Here is a 26,290-nt window from a genome sequence, read left to right on the forward strand (position 1 = left end):
TAGGTGACTTCCCCGGATAGTTACACTCCCGAACCGTCGTCAAGCGAGGGCGTGCAGGAAGAGATCACCGGCTTCCGCGTCGCGCTCGCGAACTTCAACGGGCCTTTCGACCTGCTGCTGCAGCTCATCAGCAGCAAAAAGATGGACGTCACCGAAGTCGCGCTGGCGGCCGTGACGGACGAGTTCATCTCGTACACGCGCAGCCTCGACGCAGTCAGCGACCTCGACGAAATCACCGAATTCCTCGTCGTGGCAGCGACGCTGCTCGACCTCAAGACCGCACGGCTTCTGCCGCGTGGCGACGTCGACAGCGAAGAAGACCTCGAACTGCTAGAAGCACGCGACCTGCTGTTCGCCCGACTGCTGCAGTACCAGGCGTATGGCAAGGTAGCCGACCAATTCGAGGAGTGGCAGAAGACCGCGCCGCGGCGCTATCCGCGAGCTGTGGGGCCGGACAAGCAGTTCGAGGAGCTGCTGCCGCCCGTGCGCCTGGGCATGACGCTCGGGGAGTTTGCCGAGTTTGCGGCCGTCGTGATGCGGCCGAAGCCGCCGGAGGAAGTCGGCGTCGGGCACATCCACGGTGTGCCCGTGTCCGTGCCGGAGCAGGCGGGCAAAATTCTGGACTCGCTGCGGCTGGCCGGCGAGGGGACCTGGTTGACGTTTACGCAGCTGACCTCGGAGTGCCGCGTATCCATGGAAGTTGTCGGACGGTTCCTGGCGCTGCTGGAGCTCTACCGAGCCAAGGCGATTGGTGTGGAGCAGGAGGAGGCGCTGGAGGAAATCCACGTGGCCTGGACCGGGCTCGACGTGGACCCGGCCGTCGTGGCGGCGGCGAACTGGGAGTAGGTGGCTGGGGCTGGCTGTTGGGGCTGGGCTGTTGGGACTTGGCTGTTGGGCGTGGGCTTGGTCGGGCGTGGGCTTGGTTGGGCTGGCGCTAACAGCTGATTAGCGCCCGGCCAATTAGCGCCCGGCGCGGGAGGTTGCGTAATCTGACGCGCATGAGCGAAACCAGTTCCGCACCATCCGAGCAGGCCGTGGAGCCCGTGTCTGCTTCTTCGGCGCAATTGCCGCCCATTGACCCGTTGCGAGCAGGCGTGGAGTCGATTCTGCTGGTAGTCGATACGCCGGTGGCGGCGGAGGATATGGCGCGGGCGCTGGATGTTTCCGCAAGTGATGTCCGTGACGTGCTTCGCGAGATCGAGTACGAATACCGTGCACGTCGCAGCGGCATTGAGCTGCGTGAAACGGATGAGGGCTGGCGCTTCTACACGGCTCCCGCGCACGCCAGCGCGGTGGAGCGATTCTTGCTGGATGGCTCGCAGTCGAAGCTCTCACGTGCAGCTATGGAGACGCTGGCAGTGGTGGCTTACCGACAGCCGGCCACGCGTGCGCAGGTCTCCGGTGTACGCGGTGTCAATGTCGATGGGGTGATGCGCACGCTGGTCGCGCGCGGTCTGATTGCGGAGTCCGGAGAGGACCCGGCAACCGGCGCGCATTTGTACGTTACGACGACGCTGTTCCTGGAGCTTTTGGGGATTGATTCGCTGGACCAGCTGCCTGATTTGGCTCCGCTGCTGCCTGAAGTCGACTTGATCGACGAGCCGTTGGACTAGGTGGGGTTCTGGGGCGGTTGGACAGGGGGCCTAGCTGGGCCGCGGGGCTGCGGGGCTGCGGGGCTCGCTCCATCGGCTAACCCACTTCACGACACGCGTGTCACCTCATGCCACCTCCACAGCTGCCACGAGGTGACGTGGGTGTCGTGAAGTCGCATTCCGGGCTGGGTATGCTGCTCGCTACAGCTCACTGCGAGCCTTTGCACCCACCACACCCACACCGCACACCACACCCACCACACGCATTGTGGATAACTCCCGAAAACTGCAAACTATCCACAGTCGATGCCAAATCGATGCCTCCTGAGTCTCCGTGTGAGCCCAAAAATGAGAACGTAGCACTCACCAACACTCGCAAACACTCACAAACACACAAACCCACAAACACTCACACCCCGCCACCCACCCACCAGCAGTTGCCTGGACCTCAGGAGCGCAATCCGATGCCGCAGTGGAACTACGACGCCGACGACATCATCCGTACCGGCCAGCAGCGCGAATGCGCCCGCCCCAGCACATTCGCAATCTCCCGAATCGGCCAGCACTCCGACCGAGATCTCCTCCGGCGGGCCAAAAGCGGCAGCCTCCTGTGGCTCGCACACGGCGCGTACGTGCCTGTCGACAGGTGGCTCACCCTAAACAGCACCGAACGCTACGTCCTGGAAATCAAAGCGCTCGTCCATCGCGACACCGCCACCGTAGTCACCCGCGATGCCGCCGCTGCTCTCCACGGTTTACCTCTGCTCACACACAACACTCCCATCGCGATAGCCAACTCCGGCCGCACGCGCGGGCAATCGCGAAGCACGCCGAATGGCCCGTACCAGCCGCACAAACGCCTCATCCGCGTCTCCGGCCGGATTCTCCCCGAGGACATCGTAGAAATCGATGGCCGCCTCGTCACCGATGTCCCAAAGTCCGTCATCGACGTCTGCCGTTCCCGCACCCCGCACAATGCACTAGTGCTTGCCGACGCCGCCCTCCAGCGCCACACCGACACCGAGGAACTGTCGGCTACGTTGGCTGCATATCCGCGTGCTCCGGGAAATGCACAGGCCAGGAGATTGTTGGGGCAAGCGACAGCGTCGTCGGAAAGCATTGGGGAATCGCTCACTAAAGAAGCAATTGTCCAGGCGGGGCTAGCTGCTGTCGACGATTCTCGGGCTCCGTTGCTTCAGCAGGTTTCCTTTCGGGATGATCGTGGCTTCATCGCACGCGTGGACTTCTACCTGCCCGAACTTGGGCTGGTCGTCGAGTTCGACGGCCGTATGAAATACACCGATGGCGGGGTCGCGGACACGCAGGTGGCAATCGCAAAGGAGCTGGAGCGCGAAAAGCGCCTGAAGAATCTTGGACTGAATGTCATCCGGATCGTCTGGTCACAGCTTTTCGACGGCACCGCCGTAGCCACCTTGCGGCAAGCGGCCGCAGAAATCCGACGTCACCTGGCAAATGGTGGCAGTTGCTATCGCGGAAACTACGCCTTCGCGCGGCAGCCCATCACAATCACAGGTAAGGCGGCCGAGTTGGCCATGCGTCGCCGACGAGTGTGGAGCCAGGCGGGGCGGCTGTACTAGCTGGCTGGCTCATCGGGCCACCCCAACCTCACTTCACGACACGAGTGTCACCTCATGCCACCTCCACAGCTGCCACGAGGTGACATGGGTGTCGTAAAGTCGCTGAGACTGTCTGTAATCCTTGTGAGAAGCTCCACCACCAGCCCCGAACGGCGTTCAAGTCTGGCGCTGTACAGGTATTATGCTTGAGTATCATGACAGCCTCGGAAACCGCCCAGCCGCACACCCCGCAGCACTCCCAACCACCCACCCAACCACACACCCAGCCAGCCATCGCCAACCTCGCCCAATTCGATGCCGACCACATCTGGCACCCATACGGCCCCATCCCGTCGCCGGTCGCGCCGAAGCTGGTCGAGTCCGCCGAGGGCGTGAACCTCCACCTCGCCGACGGCCGCACCCTCATCGATGGCATGAGCAGCTGGTGGGCCGCCTGTCACGGCCACTCGCACCCGAAGCTGGTCGCAGCCGCGAAGAAGCAGGTCACCAGGATGTCGCATGTCATGTTCGGCGGACTCACGCACCGTCCGGCCATCGAACTGGCGGAGAAGCTCCTAAAGCTCGCAGGCCCCGGCTTCGACGCCATTTTTTACTCGGACTCGGGTTCGGTCTCCGTCGAGGTGGCAATCAAAATGGCGCTGCAGTACCAGCAGGCCAAAGGCCATCCCGAGCGCACCCGCCTGGCCACGTGGCGCGGCGGCTATCACGGCGACACTCGCGCGCCCATGACCGTCTGTGACCCCGAGGGCGGCATGCATTCGCTGTGGACGGGGCAGTGGACTCCTCAGGTCTTCGCCGACAAACCGCCCGCCCGCGGCGCAACCGAGGAGGAACGCGCACGCTATCTCGCGCACTTCGGTTCGCTTATCGACGACTCCGTCGCCGGCATCATTATTGAACCGGTGGTCCAAGGCGCTGGTGGCATGCGGTTTCATGACCACGAGCTGCTTGTGGGGCTCCGGAAGCTGTGTGACAAGCACGGGATCCTGCTCATCGCGGATGAGATTGCCACCGGCTTCGGTCGTGCTGGCGACCTGTTCACGACGCAGGCGGCCGGGATTGTGCCGGATATTATGTGTGTCGGCAAGGCGCTGACCGGCGGCTTTATGAGCTTCGCAGCCACCCTCACCACCGCCGACGTGGCTCGCACCATTTCCAGTGGCGCAGGCGGAGGCATCATGCACGGCCCGACCTTCATGGGCAACCCGTTGGCCTGTGCAGTGGCCTGCGCGCAGCTCGACCTGATTGCAGAAGGGCAGTGGCGTGAGGATGTCCCGCGCATCGAATCCCGACTTCGCAACCAGCTCCAGCCCCTAGCCAGCAGCGATGCAGTGGCCGACGTGCGTGCCCTCGGCGCAATCGGGGTCGTGGAGATGCAGCGCCCCGTGGACATGGGCCTGGCCACTGCAGCCGCTGTCGATGCCGGGGTGTGGCTGCGACCATTCGGCAAGTTGGTCTACACCATGCCGCCGTACATCAGCACCAATGACGAGGTCGATCGCATCTGTGAAGCCATCGGCGCCATCGTCGCCGCCGAGGAAAAACGCAAGTAGCGCAACCAAAAGGAGCATCAACCACCATGAGCATCGTCCTTGTCACAGGCACCGGTACCGATATTGGAAAGACCATCGGCACGGCAGCCCTGGCGGCGGCACTTCGCGAGGAGGGCAAGGAGGTGCACGTCGTCAAGCCAATTCAGACCGGTTTTCCGGGCCCTGACGGCGGTGATTTGGACACTGTCGCGGAGCTGACGGGGATCGACAACCTGCATGGTTTCGAGCGTTACCCCGAGCCGATGGCGCCGGTGGCGGCGGCGCAGCGCGCGGGAATGCGCCTGCCGGAGGCTACGGAGATCGCGGAGAAGATCAAGCTTATCGACGGGCCGAACCGCGTTGTCCTCGTGGAGGGCGCGGGCGGCTTGCTGGTGCGACTCGGCGAGGACTGGGCGCTGCCGGAGCTGGCGGCGTTGTTGCCGGGTAGTCAGATGGTGGTCGTGACGCGGTTGGACCTGGGTTGCCTGAACGAGGCGGAGCTCACCGTCGAGGTGGCGCGGGGCCGTGGAGTCAATGTCACGGCGCTGGTGGGCGGTTCGTTGCCGGCGGAGGTCGACCCGATCATTGAGACGAACCTGGAGGAACTGCCGCGCATCACCGGGGTGCCGCTGCTGGGGTCGGTGCAGGCGGGAGCTGGCGCGCTGGACCGGCAGGAGTTTGTGGCGAAAGCTACGCAGTGGCTGCCGGGCGTGCGAGAGTGGGCCGCAGCGCTGTAAAAGACGTTGTAGGTGGAGGCCGCGCGGGACGTCGTTAAGCTGGCGTTTTGCGAAAAACGTGCTAAGGTGGCTAGACGACAAGGCGCGAGGCTTTCTCTGTAATTCTCTTTATTAACCTGCTTCCACCGGCCAATTTTGGGCACACGGGGGAGAGAACAGCGTCGCCTGGCGCTGACGTTCTAACAAACAGAACATTCTCCAACGCTTGAAAAGGATGTAGGTCAAGTGGCTAAACCCGCTCGCCGAGAAGGCACACCGGCACACAAGAACCGTAAGAATCAATCCAACCGCGGCTCCACTAACGCCCAGCGCAACCGCAGCCGTCGCGACAGCGGCGCGAAGGTGGAGACCTCCAACGTCCACGCGAAGGACATCTACGTATCCAACGCCCGCCCGGCGCGCCACCAGCATGTGGACGACAACCGCCGCGGTTCGGGCAAGCGCGTGCACAGCGAAGCAGGTGAAGGCGTACGTCTGCAGAAGGTGCTTGCACAGGCAGGCGTGGCGTCGCGTCGTATGGCGGAAAAGCTTATCGACGAAGGCCGCGTCGAGGTCGACGGCAAGATTGTGACGCGACAGGGCGTGCGGGTGGACCCGAACACGTCTGTGATCCGCGTTGATGGTTCCCGCGTCATCGTCAATGAGGACATGCAGTACTTCGTCCTGAACAAGCCGCGTGGCGTGCAGTCCACCATGCACGATGACATGGGCCGCCCGTGTGTGGGCGACATCATCGGTGAGAAGATCAGCGCTGGTCAGCGACTCTTCCACGTGGGACGACTGGATGCGCCCACCGAGGGTCTGCTGCTGCTCACCAACGATGGTGAGCTGGCCAACCGTCTGATGCACCCGAGCTACGAGGTCACCAAGACCTACATGGCCACCGTTGTCGGCGAGGTCGATGCCAAGGTCATGCGCGAGCTGGAAAAGGGCATTGAGCTCGATGACGGCATCGCTAAGGCGGACATGGCGCAGATCATCGACGTCTGGCAGGGCCGCTCTATCGTCCGCATCGAGCTGCACGAGGGTCGCAAGCACATCGTCCGCCGGATGCTCAAGACTGCGGGCTTCCCGGTCGAGCGCCTGGTGCGCACTAAGATTCACACTGTCCAGCTGGGCGAGCAGACCCCGGGCGCTCTCCGCGCACTCAACCGCGCTGAGCTGACCTCCCTCTACAACGCGGTGGGGCTGTAAATGGCACTAGTGAAAAAGAACGAAGAGAACCAAGGAGCTGAAGGAGCCCACATGAGCGAGCAGAACACTGACGACATGCTGTTGGTTGCCATTGACGGCCCTTCCGGCACTGGCAAGTCGACTGTCTCCCGGATGGTCGCAACCGAGCTGGGTGCAAAGTACTTGGACACCGGCGCAATGTACCGCGTGGCCACCCTGTGGGTGCTGCGCCAGGGTATCGACCCGACTGATGAGGAAGCCGTGGCCAAGGCGACGGCCGCCCTGCCACTGGAAGTCTCCGATGACCCGAACTCCACTGCGGTCCTCCTCGACGGCGAGGATGTTTCCGGCGAGATTCGCGGCCCGGAGGTCACCCGCAACGTGTCGGCGGTCTCCGCGATTCCGGCCGTGCGCACCAACCTGGTCGCACTCCAGCGTTCGCTGGCCGCATCGGCTGTGCGCTGTGTGGTGGAAGGCCGCGATATCGGCACGGTCGTGCTCCCGGACGTTCCGGCGAAGATCTTCATGACCGCCTCCGCAGAGGTCCGCGCTCGCCGCCGCTACGACCAGGACATCGCTGCTGGTCGTGAGGCTGACTTCGACACCGTGCTTGCCGACGTCATCCGCCGCGACGAACTCGACAGCAACCGTGCGACCTCTCCGCTGAAGCCAGCCGAGGACGCGTTCATTCTGGACACCTCTGAGATGGACATTGAAGAGGTCGTGGAAAACGTCCTCGATGTCGTTGAGGCCGGCTACCCGGGGTCCACTATGGACTGGGACGATGTCGACAACGAGGAGTTCGAGGGCTCTTACGACGACTCCGAGGACGACACCGCCGGACACCTGGTCGCAAACGTGGAGAGCGAAAACGCGCCGGGCACCGCAGGCAGCCACACCAGCGCAGACGAGTTCATCGACCGCACAATCGCTGACCACGAGACGATCATCTCCGAAGCCATCGAGCGCGCCGAAACCGGCCAGATCGATGACGATGCCGACTGGGAAGAATTGGAAAACGCCTTCGCAGCGCTTGGCGTGAGCGACGAGGAGGAAGAAGCTCTTCCGACCGTGGCCATTGTGGGACGACCGAATGTTGGTAAGTCCACCATGGTTAACAGGTTCATTGGCCGTCGTGAAGCAGTTGTCGAAGACTTCCCGGGCGTGACCCGCGACCGCATCTCCTACCTGGGGGAATGGGGCGGACGTCGCTTCTGGGTGCAGGATACCGGCGGCTGGGACCCGGACGCCAAGGGCATGCATGCGGCGATTGCTCGTCAGGCGGAGACCGCCATGGAGACCGCCGATGTGATTGTCATGGTCGTCGACACCACCGTCGGCATCACCGCCACGGAAGAGGTCATGGCCCGCCGCCTGCAGCGCGCGGAGCAGCCGGTTATTCTCGCCGCCAACAAGTTTGAGTCGGATTCGCAGCTTGGCGACGTCGCGGAGTTCTGGGCCCTCGGGCTCGGCGAGCCGCACCCAACCTCGGCCCTTCACGGTCGTGGCAATGCCGACGTAATGGACGAAGTGGTGTCCTCCTTCCCGGAGGTGCCGCGTGCGAAGTCGCTGCCGACCGGGCCGCGCCGCGTGGCGCTGGTGGGCAAGCCGAATGTGGGCAAGTCTTCGCTGCTGAACAAGCTCTCCGGTGAAGATCGCGCAGTGGTCAGCGACGTGGCCGGTACCACGGTTGACCCGGTGGACTCCCTGGTGCAGATGGACGAGGCGCTCTGGCGTTTTGTGGATACCGCTGGTATCCGCAAGAAGACCAAGACCGCCAAGGGCCACGAGTTCTACGCCTCGCTGCGTACTCGTTCGACGATTGACAACGCCGAGGTCGTGATTTTCCTGGTCGATGCCTCCGAGCAGATTACCGAGCAGGACCAGCGCGTGCTGCGCATGATTCTCGACTCTGGTCGCGCACTTGTGGTCGCCTACAACAAGTGGGACCTCATGGATGAGGACCGCCGCGATCTGCTCGAGCGCGAAATTGAAGAGCAGCTCGCACACGTGCCGTGGGCTCGTCGGGTGAACATCTCCGCCAAGACTGGTCGCGCTGTGCAGAAGCTGGAGCCGGCCATGCTGGAGGCCGTGGAGTCGTGGGATAAGCGCATCTCCACTGGTCGCCTGAACACTTGGTTGCGTGCGATTATGCAGCAGAACCCGCCACCGCTGCGTGGTGGCCGCCAGCCGCGCGTGCTGTTTGCCACCCAGGCATCCTCGCGCCCGCCGGTGATTGTACTGTTCACAACTGGGTTCCTGGAGCATGGCTACCGTCGCTTCCTGGAGCGCAAGCTGCGTGAAGAATTCGGTTTCGAGGGGTCGCCGGTGCGCATCGCGGTGCGTGTCCGCGAGAAGAAGAAGCGCCGCTAGGACCTGCTGTTAAGCACCGTCAGGTAGTTCCGTTCAGGCCTGCTAGTCGCTCGAATTGAGCTGAGAAAAGCCCAAAATGTGATTTAGGCAATTGCATTTTGGGCTTTTCGTTGGCATTTTGGTTTTTTAGGAAATTAGCGATAAGGAGAACTGACAATGGTCAGGCGCGGCAATAACCGTGACGGCTCTCAGCACGATGGCCGAGACAACAGCTACGGACGCGATTCCTCAAGCTCGTACGGCGATGACTCCGCGACTCGCTACATTCCGCGGGACGAGGGATACCGCGGATACAACCCGGATGCCGACTTCGCGGGTGAGCAGCCGACCGAATACTTCGGCGGCGACTCCTCTGAGACACAATTCCTGCAGCGCGGCGATGAAACACGTTTTGAGAACTCGCGAGGTGCCGGGGCCGGCGCCGGGGCGCAAGGAGCAGGTGCACAGGGTAGCGGCCAGTACTGGGCTCCGCTTTCTGAAGAAGAACGCGGCTATGGTCAGGCGGGCCAGCAGGCAGGTGCAACCCAGCAGTACTCCGCAGGCGGTTACGGCGACATGAATAACGGCAACAACCGCGGTAATAACCGTGGCAACAGTGGCAATGATGACTCTAAGAAGGGCTGGGGCAAGCCTGTCGCCATTGTGGCCATCGCCGCCATGGTGGCCGTAGTCGCGCTGGTAGCCCTGGTCTTGTCCTTTACTTCCGGAACCGAGGACAAAAACGACAATACGGCGGAGCCGACGCAGGAGACGTCGTCAAGCCCGACGCCGACGACAACCTCGCCGGAAGAAACCACGACAAGCCCAACCGATCGTTTGGACCCGTCGGGCACGATTAACGACACCCGTGAGCGCCTCGAGCAGGAGCTGGACCAACTTCGCGAGTCGCCGCCAGCTATCCCTGGCCCCGGTGAGCGCAGCAGCGGTTGGGGCACCATCCCGCAGGGCGTGGTGGGCAAGAGTCCGGCATCGGTCGAGGTGGAATTGCGTACCAACGGCTACCAGAATGTGACCGTCGTCGACGCCGAGGGCAATCCGACCAACTCTGTGGCTGCGATTATGGGCAAGGTCGCCTCGATCGATCCGCCGGAGGGACAGATGGCGGAGACATCCACTCCAGTGACCATCTACCTGCAGTAATGCGGTAGGCAGGGCAGGGGTCTGGGGCGATTTCCGCCAGCAAACACCAATGATGTAACCTATAGCTCGTTGCACTTTCGTGCACGCGGGCTGTAGCGCAGTTTGGTAGCGCACCTCACTGGGGGTGAGGGGGTCGTCGGTTCAAATCCGGTCAGCCCGACAAAAATAGCCGCCGTCTTCTGGAAGATTCCGGGAGGCGGCGGCTTTGTTTACGGCTATTGCTTGCGGTTTTGTCTGCCGTCTAGCGCACAAGCGCACTAGCGCACGACAATACCGTCGGAGTCAGCGTAGAGCGTCTCGCCCGGAACGAAGTCAATGCCGCCGAAGGAGACAACGACGTCGCGCTCGCCCTCGCCGGTCTTGGTGGACTTGCGCGGGTTGGTGCCAAGCGCCTTGCAGCCGAAGTCCATCTCGCCAATCAGCTTGGAGTCGCGAATCGCGCCGTTGACGACCACACCAGCCCAGCCATTGTCCTTGCCGAGCCCCGCAATAACGTCACCGACCAGCGCCGTGTGCACAGAAGCGTCACCGTCGATGACAAGCACGCCACCCTCCGACGGTTCGGAGAGGACCTTCTTCAGCAGCGCGTTGTCCTGGAAACACTTGACCGTGGAGATCTTGCCGCAGAACTCCACGCGACCGCCGAGGTTACGCATCTGGGTATCGCAGGAACGCACGTCCGGGCCGATCTCGTCAACCAGGTCAGCGGTGGGGATGAATTCGATTGCCATAGGGGATTCAAGTCCTTCCGAAGATTCTCGCATCAAGTGTTAAACCCATTGTTTCAAACTCAAGATGTGACTAAAGACATATGGTGCAAATTCGCTGGCGGCGATTGACACTCCGAAGGCCGGCCCAGATTGATTACTCTGGTGAGTCAGAACGCGCCGACAACCACACGCGCGCAGGAAGGGTAGAAGATGGCTGGGTTTAATTGGTTTTGGAAGGCTCTTAGCGGCAAGCAGGGGCGCAACCAAAAACGCAGCGTAGGGCTGGTGGCACGCGCCGCTGAGCTCGAGCCGCAGGTACAGGCGCTTTCCGACGCCGACCTCGCCGACTTCACCCGCCAACACGCCACCGACGCACCGGAGCTTTTAGCCGCGCTCCGCGAAGTCTCCCAGCGCACCCTGTCCATGCGTCCCTTCGATGTGCAGCTGCAAGGCGCACTGGCGCTCATGGAGGGAGACGTCGTCCAGATGGCCACCGGTGAGGGCAAGACCCTCTCCGGCGCCCTGGCTGCAGCAGGGTTCGCGCTGCGTGGCCACCGCGTGCATTCCGTGACCGTCAACGACTACCTCGCAGGCCGCGACGCGCAGTGGATGCAACCGCTGTTCGGGTTCCTAGGGCTCTCGGTGGCGGCTATTTCGCCGCAGGAGGGACCGGGGGAGCGTCGTAAAGCATATGCGGCAGACATCGTCTACGCCGCCGTCAACGAACTCGGCTTCGACGTTCTGCGCGACCGCTGCGCGCCGGCCATCGAAGACCGCGTGCAGTCGCCCGCTGATGTCGCGATCATCGACGAGGCCGACTCCGTGTTGGTGGATGAAGCGCTGGTCCCGCTTGTGCTTGCCGGCAGTGAGCCGGGCACCGCACCGACCGGTCAGATCACCGACGTGGTGCGCCGCCTGCAGCTCGGCGACGACTACACCGTCGACGAAGGCCGCCGCAACGTCTTCCTCACCGATACCGGCGCCGCACGCGTCGAACGCCTGCTTGGCATCGGCTCGCTGTACGACGCCGAACATGTCGGCACCACTCTGGTTCAGGTCAACGTTGCACTGCACGCCCACGAGTTGCTGCAGCGCGATGTCGACTACATCGTGCGCGACGGCAAGGTACAGCTCATCGATGCCTCGAAGGGACGCGTGGCGGAGTTGCAGCGCTGGCCGGACGGTCTGCAGGCGGCGGTAGAGGCCAAGGAGGGCCTGCAGGTCTCTGAGGGCGGCCGCATCCTCGACTCCATGACCATCCAGCAACTCGTCGGCCGCTACGACATCACCTGTGGCATGACCGGCACCGCCACCTCCGCAGGAGACCAGTTCCGCGAGTTCTATGGACTCCACGTCTCCGTCATCGAACCCAACGTCCCATGCATTCGTGACGACGATCCCGACCGCATCTACGCCACCACCGACGACGCGTTCGCCGCGCTTGTCGACGAGGTCGTGGAACTCAACGGCACTGGTCGACCAATACTCGTAGGCACCCGTGACGTGGCCGAATCGGAACGACTGGCCGATGCGCTGGTCCTGCGCGGCATCGAGTCCTCGGTGCTGAACGCAAAAAATGACGAGCTGGAGGCCCAGGTCATCGCCAATGCTGGCGATATTGGCCGTGTTACGGTGTCCACCCAGATGGCCGGACGAGGAACCGACATCCGCCTCGGCGGGGTAGATGAATCCAACCGCGATGCGGTCGTTGAGCGCGGTGGACTATGCGTCATTGGCCTGGGCAAGCACCGCACTGACCGACTGGACAATCAGCTGCGTGGCCGCGCCGGGCGCCAGGGCGATCCGGGCTCGTCGGTGTTCTTTGTCTCCCTGGATGATCCGGTAATTTCCGAAGGCGCTGCTGGCGAGACGCTGAGCGTGCTGCCCGAGGACGATGGCCGCGTTCGCGATAAGAGGGCCTACCAGTTCATTGACCGCGCACAGCGAGTGACAGAGGCGACCATGCTGTCGATTCATGCGACGACGTGGAAGTACAACAAGCTCATCGGTGACCAGCGCGAGATTCTGGATGAGCGCAGGGAGAAACTGCTGACTACTAATGCTGCCTGGGAAGAACTGTCCAAGTTGGCATCGGCGCGGGCGAAGGAAGTCGAAGCCGCAGTCGGGCGCGATGTAGCCGAGGACGCTGCCCGGGAAATTATGCTGAGCCACCTGGATCGCGGATGGTCGGACCACCTGGCAGATCTGGATGACCTGCGGGAGTCGATTCACCTGCGCGCGCTGGCTAAGGAAAGCCCCATTGATGAGTTCCACCGCGCCGCCATCGGCGCCTTTAAGAACCTGGTGAACAATGCCGTTACCGAGTCGGTGCAGACCTTCCAAGAGGTCGAAATCGACAGCGAAGGCGCACATCTAGAGGACACGGGTCTTGCTCGCCCGAGCTCGACGTGGACGTACATGGTCAACGACAACCCATTGAGCAATGGTGGCGGCTCGGTCGTCGGCTCAATTGCAGCGATGTTTAGGTAAGCCGTAACCACAGGTTTGGTAACAATTTGAAAATATTTCTCCGGTGACCGGCCTAGGTACACCCACAGAGAAAGCTCTCAGATGTCGGTATTTACGCATATCAATCATGTTGTACATACCCTGCTGGTGAGCTGCGTCACAACATGGTTGGGATTAGATAACAACACGAAAGCGGTTGGGGCGCTATTATCTAAAAAGTAACGAGTAAATCGCCCAAGGTTATCCCGGAGGGAAAGATATGACTAGCAATAGCGGCCAGCCAGAGGCATCGGTCGAGACCACCTCGGTCTTCCGTGCAGATTTGCTGAAGGAAATGGAGTCCGGCTCTAACACGGACTCCACGGTCTCCGGTGTTGAAGGACTTCCGGCGGGCTCGGCACTCTTGGTTGTCAAGCGGGGGCCAAACGCAGGTTCGCGTTTCCTGCTCGATCAGGCAGTCACCACCGCTGGTCGTCACCCGGACAGCGACATCTTCCTCGATGATGTGACTGTTTCCCGTCGTCACGCAGAGTTCCGCAAGAACGGTGACTCCTACGAGGTCGTCGACGTGGGATCGCTGAACGGTACCTACGTTAACCGCGAGCCGAAGAACTCCGCGGTTCTGGCTAATGGTGACGAGGTTCAGGTCGGTAAGTTCCGCCTCGTCTTCCTGATCGGTAACTAATTCGACATCGGTTAATGTCGACGCCTGTCGGCATTAACCCCTTATTTTTGTAAAGGCTCGGAAAAGACCAGTGGCAGCAGTACGCAAATCAGCAGTTTCGCAGCCGACTTCGTCGGAAAGCACTGCGAAGCAAGCACGCTCGGTGGGCAAGAAGAAGACCATCGGTGCTGTGCTGAAGGAAGTCAAGGTTGAGTTCCCTGATGTAACGCTGTCCAAGATTCGTTTTCTCGAGTCGGAGGGGCTGCTGTGCCCGTCGCGTAGCTCCTCGGGTTATCGTCGCTACAGCCAGGCGGACATTGACCGCCTGCGCTACATTCTCACCGTTCAGCGTGATAACTACTTGCCGCTGAAAGTTATTAAAGAGCAGCTCGACGAAATTGATGCGGGCAACGCTGGCGGCGACGGGCTGGCATCGGTCACTCCACTGGTGACGGCGGATCAGTTCCGCGAAGCCGCAGTGGTCTCGCTGACGCAGGCGGAGCTGGCAGAGCGCACCGGCGCTAGCGAGAAGTTCATCACTGAACTGGTTCGAGTCGGTCTGATTACTCCGGACACGCTGAACATGTTCGATGGCGATGACCTGCTCATCACTGAGACGGCAGTTAAGCTGGCTGAGTTTGGTCTGGATGCCCGCCACCTCAAAACTGTGCGTACCGCTGCGGCCCGTGAGGCAGATTTGGTGTCGCTCGCTGCTAGTCCGCTGAGTAAGTCGCGTGCGGCTAGCGGCAAGCAGAAGGCTGTGGAGATGGGCCGTGAGATGACTGCGCTGATGGTCACGCTGCACGGCACTTTGGTCAAGCGCCAGGTCAACAAGGACCTGGGGAAGTAGTCGGTAGTCCCGCGTAAATAGCGGCTCGCTACAATTATCGCTGTTATGGACGAAAAACTCGTAGAAGTCAAGTTTCTAGACTGGATGGCGCATCCTCCTGAGGACGATCCAGTGCTACTCCTGCATGCCGAGGAGACCAATCGGATTATCCCGATTTGGATTGATTTGGCGACGGCGACGGAGTACTCCGCCCGTGAGACCGGCGCTACGCAGCGTCGCCCGGGCATGCATGAGGTCTTCGTCGATACGCTGGACATGGTGGGGCAGAGCGCCCTGCGTGGCCAGATTACGGGCGTGCATGAGGGCGTTTTCATCGCCAGCCTGGTGCTCGAAGGTGGCGCAGAGATTGATATGCGGCCCTCCGACCTCATCCTTATCGCTAGCGAGCTTGAGGTTCCGCTGTATGTCGCGCGTGATGTGCTCGACGCCACGTCGGTAGCAGCGCGTCTCGTCGCAACCAATGGCGGTTCGCTTGCCGACGAGTCGGAGACCGGCTCCGTCGAGGCATCGGTGTCGGAGTTTGCGGAATTCCTCGACAGTATTGATGCTGACTACTTCGCCGAGCCGCATGGTGATGCGGAGGACAAGAAGTCTGATGGTGAAGCCGACGGTGGCGCCGATTCAGCTTCCGATGGCGACCGTTAAACGTGTGACTGGAGTGAATAACTGGCTACTTTTGGGGTAGTTGTGACGCTTATTTCCTCCGGCGTGTCGCTGAATGACCCCATAAAAGGGGTAACTTTTCGGAAGTTATAGTTTCATCCCGTCCTGCGGTTTTGCTCCCGGGTTGTGCTTGAGCTGGGGAAACTGCGGCTCCAAACTCTAAACCTTAACTTTAGGTTTAGAGATTCGGCGTGTCGTGCTGTGATGTATTGACAGCCGATTAACCTTGGCGAAAGATAAATAACGGCAGTGAAACTACCTCGGGAGAATTTATATGGTCGACGACAACAGCGGTTCGCTCTTTGGCGACAATGAGCTCCGTGCGTCGGACTCGCAAGAGCCGCGCGCGGTCCAGGAATCCCTGTTCGACATGGGGCCGGACGAGCAGGTTGGCTACCGCGTTCCTATCGCATGTCAGGTAGCGGGCATTTCTTACCGCCAGCTGGACTACTGGGCACGCACCAAGCTGGTGGAGCCTTCTATTCGTACCGCCAAGGGCTCAGGTACCCAGCGTCTGTACTCCTTCCGTGACATCCTCGTTTTGAAGATTGTCCGCGGTCTGCTGGACACCGGTATTTCCTTGCAGAATATCCGTCTGGCTGTCGACCGCCTGCGCGACCTCGGCGTCGATGACCTGGCTACCATCACGCTGGTTTCCGACGGTCGCACCGTCTACCAGTGCCGCTCCAATGAAGAGGTCATCGACCTGCTCAACGGTGGCCAGGGAGTGTTCGGCATTGCTGTTCCGGGCATTATGAAGGAACTGACTGGCACCATCGCCTCCTTCCCGTCTGAGCGTATCGACGGTACTCAGGAGAACCCAGGCACTGGCATCGACGAGCTGGCTGAGCGTCGTCGCCGTCGCATCTCCTAACAGCCAACTATTTGGCTGGATAGCGGCGTTGCTGCTACGGCCGCCGCTCAAATAGCCGAAACAAACTAAACGAAAACCGCCTTCCACAACTGGTTCCGTCTTACCTCTCCCGAGGTTGGACCAGATGGAGGCGGTTTTTCTACTTACTCCGTACCGATAGCCGCAGCCAACTGAGAGGCCAGGCCATCGCCGTAGTCAGCCGCAATGCGCAGAGAGCCAGTGGTCATATTTGCCACTTCCTGCAGCTCGGGGCTGGAGCTGTCCCCGTCGGGAAGCACGATGACCTCAATCGTTACCGGGCGGTCCGGGCTAATGAGTTCCTTGATCCTCTCGACAGACTCGGCGGCATCGGCGCCCGAGGCATCGCGACCCGAGGTGAGCACGACGAGACGGTTCGGCTTGTCAGGGGAGTAGGTGTCGCGGGCGGCCTGGTAGGCATCGATAAGCGCTGGCCAGAACTGTGCCTCACCACCAGCCGGAAGTTCGGCCAGCGAACCCTTTACGGCGTCCGCGCCGTTGTTGGCCTCGTCATCGGGCGCGGGAAGTTCCGCGAGGCGGTTCACCTCAGGTGCGAATGTCCACAGGCCGTAGCGGCCACCAGGTGCCGCATCGATAGCGCCGGTCAGTGCCGCAGACAGCGCCCCAACATCGACGCCCTCGGAGGTATCAGCGAGCAGGAGCGCCGAACCCATCGCAGTTGCGGGCTGTTGCGCGTCCGGCTGCTCCAGTGCTGGCGGCAGCGCAAAAGAATCCGTCTGAATCTGCGAGAGCACTCCAAAGTTCTCTGCTACTTCAGGGCTGAAAGTGCTCTCAGCAGCTTCGCCGTCGGCGCCATGATCTGCTGCGAAGTTCCGGAAGTCCTCGGCCGCGCGAGCCGTGTTCTCGTCGATCTTGCCGCCGGAGCCAAAGGTGACAACTGGCGCGTGCAATTGGGGTGCATCCGCTGGGGAGACCAACTTCAGCCCTTCGCCGGCCATCTGCAGCATGGGCTGGGTCGCGGCCACGCCGTCGAAGTCAGCGACATTCTGGCTGAGCATGGTCAGCAGGGTATTGGAGGTGTAGACCTCACCCAAGTCTGCGCGTTCGCGAGCGACATCCGGGCCACCGCCAAGTCGAGCACTGATCACGGCCGACAGCGCCGCATCGGAGCCACCGGGGGCGGCCACGCGCAATCCTGCAAGCTCTTCCCAGGTGGCGTTGTTCAGCTGGTCAGCACGATTGGTTGTGAAGGCCACGCCGCTGGCAATCGGCGGCAACCACGTCTTGGGGTTGTTGACCTTGACCTTGTCTGAGTTCTTCGCCCGGTCAACGAAAGAGATATCGGCGGGAATCCATACGCCCGGAGTCATAATTCCGGTACCGGCTTCATCCGCAGCGGGGTCCTCCGGAGCTCCCTCATCAGCTTCAGCACCGCCAGCCTCAGTCAGGGCGTTCACAACCTCCTGCGAGCCCGCCACCGTAATCTGTGGCCGCACACAGAAGTCCCTCACCACGGGATTCGACTCGCCATAGTCCTGCACGAGTTTCTGTGCCGAGCCCACCGCAGCAGGATCAGCGGTCACCACCAGCGTCAGGTCACCCTTCGTGCACCGTGCACGGTCAGCATCAATTGACGAATCGTTGCTCTTGCGCAGATTAACCCAGGCAAAAACCGCAGCCACCAGAACAATGACGACCAAGACGGCAATAAAAGGCCCCTTAGCCACTCGATAGTTGTTCTCACCCGAGGCGTGTCGTCCCATGTCGTTCTAGCCCTTTCTATGCTGAGTGTGCTCGGCACTGTCGACTCGCAGCAGACCTCGTCGTAAAGCACAAACGCGCACGTAACTCCTGCCAACTTTACTGCGTGGACAAGGCGACATCTACCACTTCGAGAAGACGGCCGCGCAGAACATCGGCACGCGCACTGAGCTCACGCTGGCGACGGACGTACTCGGCCTTGCCCTCGGGCGTTTCGATGCGAATGGGCGCAAAACCCCAATCCTGCAGATCGTAGGGAGCGGCGCGCATATCCAACTCACGGGCACTGCACGCGAGCTCGAAAGTATCCAGCCACAGGTCGCCGGGGACCGCCTCGCCGAGCTTGGTCGCCCATTTATACAAGTCCATGTTGGCGTGCAGACAACCCATCTGCTCACAGTGCGGCTGTGTCTCGCGCGTCGGCGCAAACTCGTTGAGCGGCACGGCGTCGGGCGTGAAGAAACGGAAGGCATCGAAGTGCGTACACCGAACCGTGTGGGCCTCGACGACCTCGTCCGTGCCTGCCTGACCAAGCCGCAGGGGCTCCGGATGACGATGCTCGGGCTGGCGATATACCATCGCCCATTCATGCAGACCAAAGCAGTCAAAGTGCGCCGGATTCGCGCGCGTCGAACGCAACAGATTGCCGATGTACGCCACCGTCGTACCTCGCTTATCGACGTACGCCGAAACATCCATGCGTGCTGTCCCCGAGGCGGTATCGGTGGGGTCCTTGCTGGCAGGACTGTCTGTAGCGTCGTCTGTGTCGAGGGTAAAGAACTTCAGGTGACTGATGTCCTTGGCTGTCGCACCGGGAAGATCTACGCCGATGCCCGGTGACCAGCGGCGGAGCTGGCCGGGCTTAACGGGGTAGTACTCGAAGATGAAGTCCCAGACCGGGTGACGCTGGCCGCGACTGCGACGGGACAGGTGATCGCGGGTCAGGACATCGACGCGGGCGATATGCCTTGCTTTGGCTTCACGCCAATCGAAAGACGAATCGGGCGTAGGTGTCACTGCTGTCGTCCCTGCGTGCTGCTCGGTCGGGTCCGGGATTGGTTCACGGTCGAGTGCTGCTTTTGCGCACTGCTGCGGCGCGGGGAGACCTCGTGGGTCCAGTCGCGCACGACACCGACCTGCTCCTCGATGAGGTCCTCCAGAGCCACGATGCCGATCTGCTCCGCGCCGGAGAAAGCACCGGTCTTCGGCGCGATACTTGCCGGGGCGTTTGCGCGCAGATGCGGCTTTGGCGTGCGAGCGCGCACAGCCACTGCCATGTGGGCGCTGTAGCGGCGCATGATACGCAGGGCCTCGTCCAAAGTGGCCTCGATGGGGATTTCAATCATCGGACGGATTTCGCCATCGGGAATGACGGTCTCCGGGCCTGAGGCCGGATCCATAACGCGGTCGAGGACATCTTTCACGTGAACATAGCCGCGGTACTCGTTGGGCTCATTGTTGGCCGCAGCGACGGGGAACCGGGAGAAACCAGTTTCGGTGACCGCCGTCTCTAGATCGCCCACAGTCGGTGCGGTGGGGAGGCACCGAATCTGCTCATGCGGAATCAGCACCTCCTCAATGGTGCGCGTGGCCGAAGCCAGTGTGCGACGAAGGCGGACGTGCTCCTCGCTGTCAAGGAGCCCCTCTTGACGAGACTCCGCAATCATCGATGCCAACTCAGTGGAATCGACAGTGGTGTCGAGCTCATCGCGCTGCTCAATGCCGAACAGCTTAAGCGTATGGCGAGCCATCCAGTTAAACAGCAGCAACAGCGGCTTGGTCAGACGGTAGAAGACCATATGAACCGGAATAAGCAGCATGGCCATCGTTTCCGGTCCTGCCAGCGCGATATTCTTCGGCACCATCTCACCGAGCATGATGTGCAGCACTGACACCAGCATCAATGCGATGGCAAAGCTCAGCGGGTGCAGCAGCGACTCCGGAATACCCATCGCCTGGAAGGGAGCTTCCAGCAGATGTGCCAGCGCCGGCTCAGAGACCTTACCCAGCAGTAGCGAGGCAATGGTGATGCCCAGCTGTGCGGCGGCGAGCATCATTGACAGGTGCTCAGAAGCATTGATAACTGTGCGTGCGCGCTTCTTTCCCTGAGCCAGCAGCGCTTCCAAACGGTCACGGCGCGCAGCAATAAGTGAGAACTCCGCGCCCACGAAAAACGCGTTGACCAACAGTAAGAAGAAAGTCAGGAGGATTCCAAACCAGTCACTCATAGGTTGAACATTTCCTTAGCGCGCTCGTTGGTCACAGGAATCAAAATGGCACGGTCCACGCGGCGGTCATCCATCGCCAGAATGCGGGCATACCAGCGTCCGGCGATACCCGATTCGAACTCGTCCATGAAGTCGCGTTCGGTCTCTGGCAGCAGGACGACGTCACCGACCTCCGGGATGCGACCGAGCGCAAACATAATCAATCCACCGAGCGTTTCGAAGCTACCTTCTGGGGCGAAGTATCCGACCTTGGTCGGCAGCTCGTCGGTACGCACAAGGCCAGAGCAGTTCCAGCCTTCGATCGCGCGTTTGACTTCCTGCTCGGACTCCTTGTCGTCGTACTCATCCCAGACCTCGCCAAGAATTTCTTCGACGACATCCTCGATGGTGACAATGCCGGCGATGCCGCCGTACTCATCGGCGACCAGCGCAATCTGCGAACCAGCCGAACGCACGGCCTCCAGTACGGCATCGCCGTCCAGCGACTGCGGCAGCGTCGGCACAGGCCGTGCAATCTCCCGCATGGTGGTGGTTGAGCGCTTCGCCGCAGGCACCGCAAATGCGTCCTTGACGTGGACAACACCGACAGTGGCATCGAGGTCCCCGTCAGTAATGGGGAAGCGGGAATGCCCCGATTCGATAGCGACAGCCAGCAGATCCAGCGCCGTGTCATCGACATCGAGGGAGGTGATCGTCGACCGCGGCGTCATGAGATCCTCCGCCGTCGTTTCGCCAAAGCGTAACGACGACTCGAGTACAGCGGCCTTCGACTCATCCAATGCACCCTGCTCCGCAGAATTGCGCACCAGTGCTTCCAGCTCCTGCGGGGAACGCGCCGAAGCCAGCTCATCCGCCGGTTCAATACCGAGCTTGCGCACCAGCCAGTTCGCCGTGGCATTCAGCGAATGGATGAAGTAGTGGAACACCCAGTTAAACGCCATCACCGGACGAGCCGTAACTCGCGCTACTGCCAGCGGCTCTGTAATCGCGACATTCTTTGGCACCAATTCGCCGTAGACCATCGACAACATCGTGGCCACAATGAGCGCAAGAATCAGCGCGGTCGGTCCCGCTGCAGACTCGCTGAGCCCCATCCAATGCAACATCGGCGTGAAGTACTGCGCCAGCACCGGTTCCGCGAGGAAACCAGTTGCCAGTGTCGTCAACGTAATGCCCAGCTGTGCACCGGAGAGGTGGAAGGACAGTCGATTATGCGCCTTGTGAACGGCCTCAGCAGGTGCATCCGCTGAACGGGCGCGGTCGGCGTCAATCGTAGATCGCTCCAGTCCCGTCAGCGCGAATTCAAACGCCACAAAGAGGCCGGTGCCAGCGGTTAGCGCGATAAAGCCGACAACCGCGACAATATTGAGAACAATATCCACTGATTATCTCTTCTTCTTTTTCCCTCGCTTGGGGCGGTGTACGCGACCGCCAGCACGATTCTTTCCGCTTGCCGACGGACCGCCGCGCCCGCGGTAACCGGCACCACCAGCACCGCCTGCCGATTGGCTCTGATCTTGACGAGCCCGGCGCGGACGCCGTGCGCCCAGTTCCTTGACAAATCGCGGCAGTCCCGGAGCGGCGCGCAGCTCTTCAGCTTCAACGCCGGCCCCTGCCAGCAGCTCGCGGGCCTGATCAACCTGGCGGTCACGCACAATCATCGCTACCGTGCCGGAAGCACCTGCACGAGCCGTCCGACCCGAGCGGTGAATATACGTCGCGGAATCCCTTGGCGGATCCGCGTGCACAACCAAGTCAAGAGCATCGATATCAATGCCACGAGCGGCCACATCCGTGGTGACGAGGACATTGATTTCACCCTCGGCAAAGGCCTTGAGGACCGCGCGACGAGTTGCCTGGCCACGATCGCCGTGGAGGAAACCTAACTTGATGTCGTAGAACTGTAGAAACTTAGCCAGCTGCACGACACGCGCCTTAGAGTTGGCGAAGATGACGCACTGATCCTTGCGGGAGGCAATCCAGGCGACCACTTCGTCGGCTTCGTTGTTGTCCTCCACCCGAAGTAACAGATGCCGCATATTGCGCATGGTCAACCGGGAGGCAGTGACCTTGTGCTTCGCAACTTCAGTGCTACTTGCGCGACGATCGCGAATAAGCCCCGCGGCGTCGTCGTTAATCGTGGCGGAAAAGACCATGCGCTGTGCCGACTTCGGGCACGCACGGACCAGGCCCAGAACATCGGGCAGAAAGCCCATGTCAGCGAGCATGTCCGCTTCGTCGACGACGACAGCGAGGACGTGCTCAAGGCTGAGTAGACCGCGGCGGCGCAAATCGTGTGCGCGACCCGGTGTGACCACAGCGATATCGACTGGTGCCGCGAGCAGAGTCTGCTGCTTGGCCACGGAATCACCGCCGACCAAGCTCAAGACACGCAGACCTGCAGCGGCACCGATGTCAGCGAGGACATCAGCAATCTGATCTGCGAGTTCGCGCGTTGGCGAAATAATGAGCGCGCGCGGGTAGCCGGGAAGCGCTGGAGAGGCGTTATTGAGTAACGCGACCAGCGGAATGCCGAATGCGAGCGTTTTGCCCGAGCCTGTAGGGGCCTGCGCAAGAACGTCCTTGCCAGCGAAAGCATCTGGCAAAGTCGCCACCTGCACGGCAGTAGGCGAAGTTATGTGCTGGGCACGCAGAATACTCACAATCGCTTCCGGCGTGCCCAACTGTCTGAAATCACTGGACTCAGCAGGAGGGGGCATGCTTGTTAGAATACCGCTATCCCCGGACTGCCATGCAATAGGCACGTCCGGTGAGCTTGAAAACTACCGTCCCATGAGATTTACCAACCGCGACCCGGTTGCGCATAGGCCTCGCGCTCAAGAATGGCGGCTCGACGGAAGATGTTGCGGATGGATTTGAGCTCCGCATCGCTGGCCGTGGACATATTCTCTTCAAGGACCTCGAGAGCCTGCTGAACACTGTCAACATACTCGGGGTCGGAATACACCTCCACCCAGTTCGCGATCGCGGAATCCCCATCAACCAGCGATTTTCCTTGCAGAGTCAGCTCGGTTGCAATCCACATTTCGGCGACGATACTGGTTACGGCGACCCGATATGGGTTGAAAGCGCTACAGGAAGAATGCACGTCCAGCAAAAGCTGCGTGATGGTTGTCGGCTCGATGTCCTCGAGCGCCGAAGAAGTCTCTTCCAGCGCGTTATTGCTCAATTCCAACGCACGCACCAGGGCTTCCTGTGCGAGTGACGACCACAGAACCTGTTCCTTAGCGCAGGGTGCTTTGGTTGCCAGATGCGACAGGACTGGGAAAACTTGGTGCAAGTACCAGGCCTCTTGCGCTACGAAGAAGTTGGTTTCGTCCGAGGAAAGGTCGCCGCGGAGCATCGTGGGGACGCTGAACATTCCGCCAATCTCGGCAACGATGTCCTCGATGTCCCGCCACAGCTGGGAAGTAAAGGGGCCCGCCGGCGCAATCTGGAGTGAGTGGCCGAAGAAAGATTCCAGCTCCTTCGGCGTCTGCTCAGTATCAGTGCCTTCGATGGCCGCCGGGTAAAAACTAGAGTTCAGATGCACTGGTTGCATTCGGCGAAGCGCGACCTTTTCCAGGCGACGAGCCCTGTGGCCGTGGTCAATGGGGCCGTGCCCCTGGCCGACGTTGAGGTTATCCGCGAAACGAATGGACTCGCTGAGCCAGCGCGTAGTCCAGCGCAGGGCATCATTAATCGCAGAGCCCCCACCAATCCGTGTGGCAAGAGCTGCGGACAGCGAACAACCCGTGCCATGGGTGTTCTCAGTGTGAATGCGGGGAGAAGAGCTGAAGAAAACCTGGCCATCGGGGAAGGCCACGGCATTGCCGGCTTCCTCATCACTTAAGTGACCAGTCTTTGCAATCACGATGACATCGTTCTTGCTCGCGAACTCCAGCGCCTGCTCAATCAGCTCAGTGAAGTCGCTGGCCTCCGGGGCGTCGGCAAGCAATGCCAGTTCGGGAACATTCGGCGTGATGACGGTGGCTTCCGCGACCAAGTCACGCATTGCGTCCATGGCATCTTCGTCAAGCAGACGGTCGCCAGAGGTGGCGACCATAACCGGATCGAGAACAACCACGGCTGGCTTGGTCTCCCGAACCCAGTTGGTGACGGCCTGCGTGAGTTCGCGTGAACCCAACATGCCAATCTTCACCGCGTCGATGGTGACATCCTCAGTTACAGCAGCCAGCTGCTCGACGAGGAAGTCAACAGGTGGGGTGTGGACGGCACGAACGCCCACGGTGTTCTGAGATACCAAAGCGGTGACCACGCCCATACCATAACCACCGGCGGCGGCGATTGATTTTAAATCGGCATGGAGCCCAGCGCCACCTGTTGGGTCTGTGCCGGCGATGGAAAGAACTCGTGGCACAAAATCAGGCTTTGCCTTCTTGGGAAATGGCATCTCAGACCCCTTTTAACTTCAAGAGCGTGAAGCGACAGACTTCAAGACTACGCTTCAACCTCGGAGCGGTCGCCAGACCAGAGGGTGTGGAAAGCACCCTCGCGGTCAACACGCTGGTAAGTGTGCGCACCGAAGTAGTCACGCTGCCCCTGAACCAGTGCTGCCGGCAGACGCTCCGCACGCAGGCCGTCGTAGTAAGCCAGCGAAGAGGAGAACACCGGAGCCGGGATACCCATCTGTGCTGCAGTGACGACAACGTCGCGCCACGCGTCGAGGCACTCGGTGACCTGGTCACGGAAGTACTCGTCGAGTACCAGCGCCGGCAGCTCCGGATTGCGGTCGTACGCTTCCTTGATGCGGTTCAGGAACTGTGCGCGGATGATGCAGCCACCACGCCAGATGGTCGCCAGCGCACCGCGGTCAATCTCCCAGCCGTACTCCTTGGCACCAGCGTTAATCTCATCGAAGCCCTGCGAGTAGGCAACGATCTTGGAAGCGTAGAGCGCCTTACGGACGCGCTCCACAAAAGCATCGCGATCTTCCGGTGCCTTAGCCAGGCTTCCCGACGGCAGGTTGCGGGCAGCCTCACGCTGAGCAAGGGAAGACGACAGGGCGCGAGCGAACACGGCCTCGCCAATACCAGTTACTGGAATGCCCAAGTCCAAAGCGGCCTTGACCGTCCAACGGCCGGTGCCCTTCTGACCAGCAGCATCAACGATGACATCCACCAGCGGCTTGCCTGTCTTCTCATCGACCTGAGAGAGAACCTCAGCGGTAATCTCGACCAGGTAGGAGTCCAGGTCGCCCTTATTCCACTCGCGGAAGATATCTGCAATCTCGGCAGGGGTGAGGCCAGCGGCCTCACGCAGCAGGTGGTAGGCCTCGCCAATGACCTGCATATCCGCGTACTCGATGCCGTTGTGGACCATCTTTACAAAGTGGCCAGCGCCATCGGAGGAAATGTGAGTACAGCACGGAACGCCATCAACGTGAGCGGAGATGGACTCCAGCAGCGGGCCGAGGGACTCGTAGGACTCCTTCGTTCCACCCGGCATAATGGATGGGCCAGTCAGAGCACCTTCTTCACCACCGGAAATACCAGTGCCAACGTAGTGCAGGCCACGGGCGCGAATAGCCTTCTCGCGACGGATGGTGTCCGTGTAAAGAGAGTTACCGCCATCAATGATGATGTCGCCGGGCTCCATCACGTCGGCAAGCTGATCGATGACCGCATCAGTAGCGGCACCTGCCTGAACCATGATCAGAGCGCGACGCGGGCGCTCCAGCGAAGCGACGAACTCTTCAATGGTCTCGGACGGGATGAATGAGCCTTCATCACCGTGTTCAGCGATGAGGGTGCGAGTTTTCTCCGGGCTGCGGTTGTACACGGCAACGGTGTGTCCCTTGTGGGCGAAGTTGCGTGCGATATTCGAGCCCATGACGGCGAGCCCGACGACACCAATTTGTGCGAGTTCATTGTTATCGGTCATGCCCACCATCTTAAAGCCTGGCCGGGGTTCGTTGTATCTGGGA

21 protein-coding genes and 1 tRNA gene are annotated in these 26,290 nt (G+C 61.2%); 14 read left to right on the forward strand and 8 right to left on the reverse strand.

Annotation, left to right across the window (positions count from 1 at the left end):
- Positions 1-3: 3 nt before the first annotated feature.
- The 9 genes from HMPREF3135_RS00935 (at position 4) to HMPREF3135_RS00975 (ending at position 10,305) form a co-directional block, all read left to right on the forward strand.
- Positions 4-846: a segregation and condensation protein A gene (locus HMPREF3135_RS00935; RefSeq protein WP_172954612.1), complete on the forward strand. Its 843-nt coding sequence runs from the start codon at positions 4-6 to the stop codon at positions 844-846.
- 152 nt (positions 847-998) lie between these two features.
- Positions 999-1,613 carry an SMC-Scp complex subunit ScpB gene (scpB, locus tag HMPREF3135_RS00940; RefSeq protein WP_049189939.1) on the forward strand — a complete coding sequence of 205 codons (615 nt, stop codon included), beginning with the start codon at positions 999-1,001 and terminating at the stop codon, positions 1,611-1,613.
- A gap of 416 nt (positions 1,614-2,029) precedes the next feature.
- Positions 2,030-3,190, forward strand: coding sequence for a PDDEXK family nuclease (locus HMPREF3135_RS00945; RefSeq protein ID WP_141750512.1), 1,161 nt, complete (start codon positions 2,030-2,032; stop codon positions 3,188-3,190).
- Between the two features lie 194 nt (positions 3,191-3,384).
- Positions 3,385-4,743, forward strand: coding sequence for an adenosylmethionine--8-amino-7-oxononanoate transaminase (locus HMPREF3135_RS00950; RefSeq protein ID WP_246818288.1), 1,359 nt, complete (start codon positions 3,385-3,387; stop codon positions 4,741-4,743).
- Positions 4,744-4,769: 26 nt separating this feature from the next.
- Positions 4,770-5,459, forward strand: coding sequence for a dethiobiotin synthase (bioD, locus tag HMPREF3135_RS00955; RefSeq protein WP_070437399.1), 690 nt, complete (start codon positions 4,770-4,772; stop codon positions 5,457-5,459).
- 342 nt (positions 5,460-5,801) lie between these two features.
- Positions 5,802-6,653, forward strand: a complete 852-nt coding sequence (locus HMPREF3135_RS00960) for a pseudouridine synthase (RefSeq protein WP_049193586.1) — start codon at positions 5,802-5,804, stop codon at positions 6,651-6,653.
- Positions 6,654-6,704: 51 nt separating this feature from the next.
- Positions 6,705-9,005, forward strand: a complete 2,301-nt coding sequence (gene der / locus HMPREF3135_RS00965) for a bifunctional cytidylate kinase/GTPase Der (protein ID WP_049193559.1) — start codon at positions 6,705-6,707, stop codon at positions 9,003-9,005.
- 156 nt (positions 9,006-9,161) lie between these two features.
- Positions 9,162-10,145: a PASTA domain-containing protein gene (locus tag HMPREF3135_RS00970; protein WP_070437405.1), complete on the forward strand. Its 984-nt coding sequence runs from the start codon at positions 9,162-9,164 to the stop codon at positions 10,143-10,145.
- An 86-nt stretch (positions 10,146-10,231) separates the two neighbouring features.
- Positions 10,232-10,305, forward strand: a tRNA-Pro gene (locus HMPREF3135_RS00975).
- Between the two features lie 97 nt (positions 10,306-10,402).
- Here HMPREF3135_RS00975 and rraA read toward each other — a convergent pair.
- The gene (gene rraA, locus HMPREF3135_RS00980; RefSeq protein ID WP_016422839.1) at positions 10,403-10,876 is read right to left on the reverse strand and encodes a ribonuclease E activity regulator RraA; all 474 of its coding nucleotides are present in this window, start codon (positions 10,874-10,876) and stop codon (positions 10,403-10,405) included.
- A 189-nt stretch (positions 10,877-11,065) separates the two neighbouring features.
- Between rraA and secA2 the strand changes: the two genes are divergently transcribed.
- The 5 genes from secA2 (at position 11,066) to HMPREF3135_RS01005 (ending at position 16,375) form a co-directional block, all read left to right on the forward strand.
- On the forward strand, positions 11,066-13,345 hold the full coding sequence (gene secA2 / locus HMPREF3135_RS00985) for an accessory Sec system translocase SecA2 (protein ID WP_070437412.1): 2,280 nt from the start codon (positions 11,066-11,068) through the stop codon (positions 13,343-13,345).
- A 238-nt stretch (positions 13,346-13,583) separates the two neighbouring features.
- Positions 13,584-14,009 (forward strand): oxoglutarate dehydrogenase inhibitor Odhl, encoded by a 426-nt coding sequence (gene odhI / locus HMPREF3135_RS00990; RefSeq protein WP_016422837.1) that lies wholly within the window; start codon positions 13,584-13,586, stop codon positions 14,007-14,009.
- A gap of 70 nt (positions 14,010-14,079) precedes the next feature.
- Positions 14,080-14,838, forward strand: coding sequence for a transcriptional regulator FtsR (locus HMPREF3135_RS00995; protein WP_016422836.1), 759 nt, complete (start codon positions 14,080-14,082; stop codon positions 14,836-14,838).
- A 45-nt stretch (positions 14,839-14,883) separates the two neighbouring features.
- A complete protein-coding gene (locus tag HMPREF3135_RS01000) occupies positions 14,884-15,483 on the forward strand; it encodes a bifunctional nuclease family protein (protein WP_070437415.1) in 600 nt (199 codons plus the stop codon).
- A gap of 388 nt (positions 15,484-15,871) precedes the next feature.
- Positions 15,872-16,375, forward strand: coding sequence for a MerR family transcriptional regulator (locus tag HMPREF3135_RS01005; RefSeq protein ID WP_172620271.1), 504 nt, complete (start codon positions 15,872-15,874; stop codon positions 16,373-16,375).
- Between the two features lie 143 nt (positions 16,376-16,518).
- Here the strand turns inward: HMPREF3135_RS01005 and HMPREF3135_RS01010 are convergent, their stop codons facing one another.
- The 7 genes from HMPREF3135_RS01010 to gndA all read right to left on the reverse strand — a co-directional run bounded on the left by HMPREF3135_RS01010 (position 16,519) and on the right by gndA (position 26,247).
- Entirely contained in the window at positions 16,519-18,117 is a 1,599-nt protein-coding gene (locus HMPREF3135_RS01010) for a vWA domain-containing protein (protein WP_070437418.1), read from the reverse strand.
- 97 nt (positions 18,118-18,214) lie between these two features.
- Positions 18,215-19,132 (reverse strand): hypothetical protein, encoded by a 918-nt coding sequence (locus HMPREF3135_RS01015; protein WP_048734021.1) that lies wholly within the window; start codon positions 19,130-19,132, stop codon positions 18,215-18,217.
- Complete coding sequence (locus HMPREF3135_RS01020; protein WP_070437421.1) at positions 19,129-20,343, reverse strand: hemolysin family protein; 1,215 nt, start codon at positions 20,341-20,343, stop codon at positions 19,129-19,131. Before HMPREF3135_RS01020 ends, HMPREF3135_RS01015 begins: the two co-directional genes overlap by 4 nt.
- Entirely contained in the window at positions 20,340-21,725 is a 1,386-nt protein-coding gene (locus tag HMPREF3135_RS01025; protein WP_016422831.1) for a hemolysin family protein, read from the reverse strand. The genes HMPREF3135_RS01020 and HMPREF3135_RS01025 overlap by 4 nt, the downstream gene beginning before the upstream one ends.
- Positions 21,726-21,728: 3 nt before the next feature.
- Positions 21,729-22,958 (reverse strand): DEAD/DEAH box helicase, encoded by a 1,230-nt coding sequence (locus tag HMPREF3135_RS01030; RefSeq protein ID WP_246818289.1) that lies wholly within the window; start codon positions 22,956-22,958, stop codon positions 21,729-21,731.
- A gap of 185 nt (positions 22,959-23,143) precedes the next feature.
- Complete coding sequence (locus tag HMPREF3135_RS01035; protein WP_070437427.1) at positions 23,144-24,757, reverse strand: bifunctional hydroxymethylpyrimidine kinase/phosphomethylpyrimidine kinase; 1,614 nt, start codon at positions 24,755-24,757, stop codon at positions 23,144-23,146.
- A gap of 47 nt (positions 24,758-24,804) precedes the next feature.
- Complete coding sequence (gene gndA / locus HMPREF3135_RS01040; RefSeq protein WP_180950681.1) at positions 24,805-26,247, reverse strand: NADP-dependent phosphogluconate dehydrogenase; 1,443 nt, start codon at positions 26,245-26,247, stop codon at positions 24,805-24,807.
- Between the last annotated feature and the right edge of the window lie 43 nt (positions 26,248-26,290).

This window comes from Corynebacterium sp. HMSC14H10 (assembly GCF_001807105.1).
Classification (GTDB): Bacteria; Actinomycetota; Actinomycetes; order Mycobacteriales; family Mycobacteriaceae; genus Corynebacterium; species Corynebacterium jeikeium_D.

Coding starts and splice junctions, on each gene's coding strand:
- scpB (WP_049189939.1), top strand. CDS start 999: ATGAGCGAAACCAGTTCCGCACCATCCGAGCAGGCCGTGGAGCCCGTG.
- HMPREF3135_RS00950 (WP_246818288.1), top strand. CDS start 3,385: ATGACAGCCTCGGAAACCGCCCAGCCGCACACCCCGCAGCACTCCCAA.
- bioD (WP_070437399.1), top strand. CDS start 4,770: ATGAGCATCGTCCTTGTCACAGGCACCGGTACCGATATTGGAAAGACC.
- der (WP_049193559.1), top strand. CDS start 6,705: ATGAGCGAGCAGAACACTGACGACATGCTGTTGGTTGCCATTGACGGC.
- HMPREF3135_RS00970 (WP_070437405.1), top strand. CDS start 9,162: ATGGTCAGGCGCGGCAATAACCGTGACGGCTCTCAGCACGATGGCCGA.
- rraA (WP_016422839.1), bottom strand. CDS start 10,876: ATGGCAATCGAATTCATCCCCACCGCTGACCTGGTTGACGAGATCGGC.
- secA2 (WP_070437412.1), top strand. CDS start 11,066: ATGGCTGGGTTTAATTGGTTTTGGAAGGCTCTTAGCGGCAAGCAGGGG.
- odhI (WP_016422837.1), top strand. CDS start 13,584: ATGACTAGCAATAGCGGCCAGCCAGAGGCATCGGTCGAGACCACCTCG.
- HMPREF3135_RS01000 (WP_070437415.1), top strand. CDS start 14,884: ATGGACGAAAAACTCGTAGAAGTCAAGTTTCTAGACTGGATGGCGCAT.
- HMPREF3135_RS01005 (WP_172620271.1), top strand. CDS start 15,872: ATGGGGCCGGACGAGCAGGTTGGCTACCGCGTTCCTATCGCATGTCAG.
- HMPREF3135_RS01010 (WP_070437418.1), bottom strand. CDS start 18,117: ATGGGACGACACGCCTCGGGTGAGAACAACTATCGAGTGGCTAAGGGG.
- HMPREF3135_RS01020 (WP_070437421.1), bottom strand. CDS start 20,343: ATGAGTGACTGGTTTGGAATCCTCCTGACTTTCTTCTTACTGTTGGTC.
- HMPREF3135_RS01035 (WP_070437427.1), bottom strand. CDS start 24,757: ATGCCATTTCCCAAGAAGGCAAAGCCTGATTTTGTGCCACGAGTTCTT.
- gndA (WP_180950681.1), bottom strand. CDS start 26,247: ATGACCGATAACAATGAACTCGCACAAATTGGTGTCGTCGGGCTCGCC.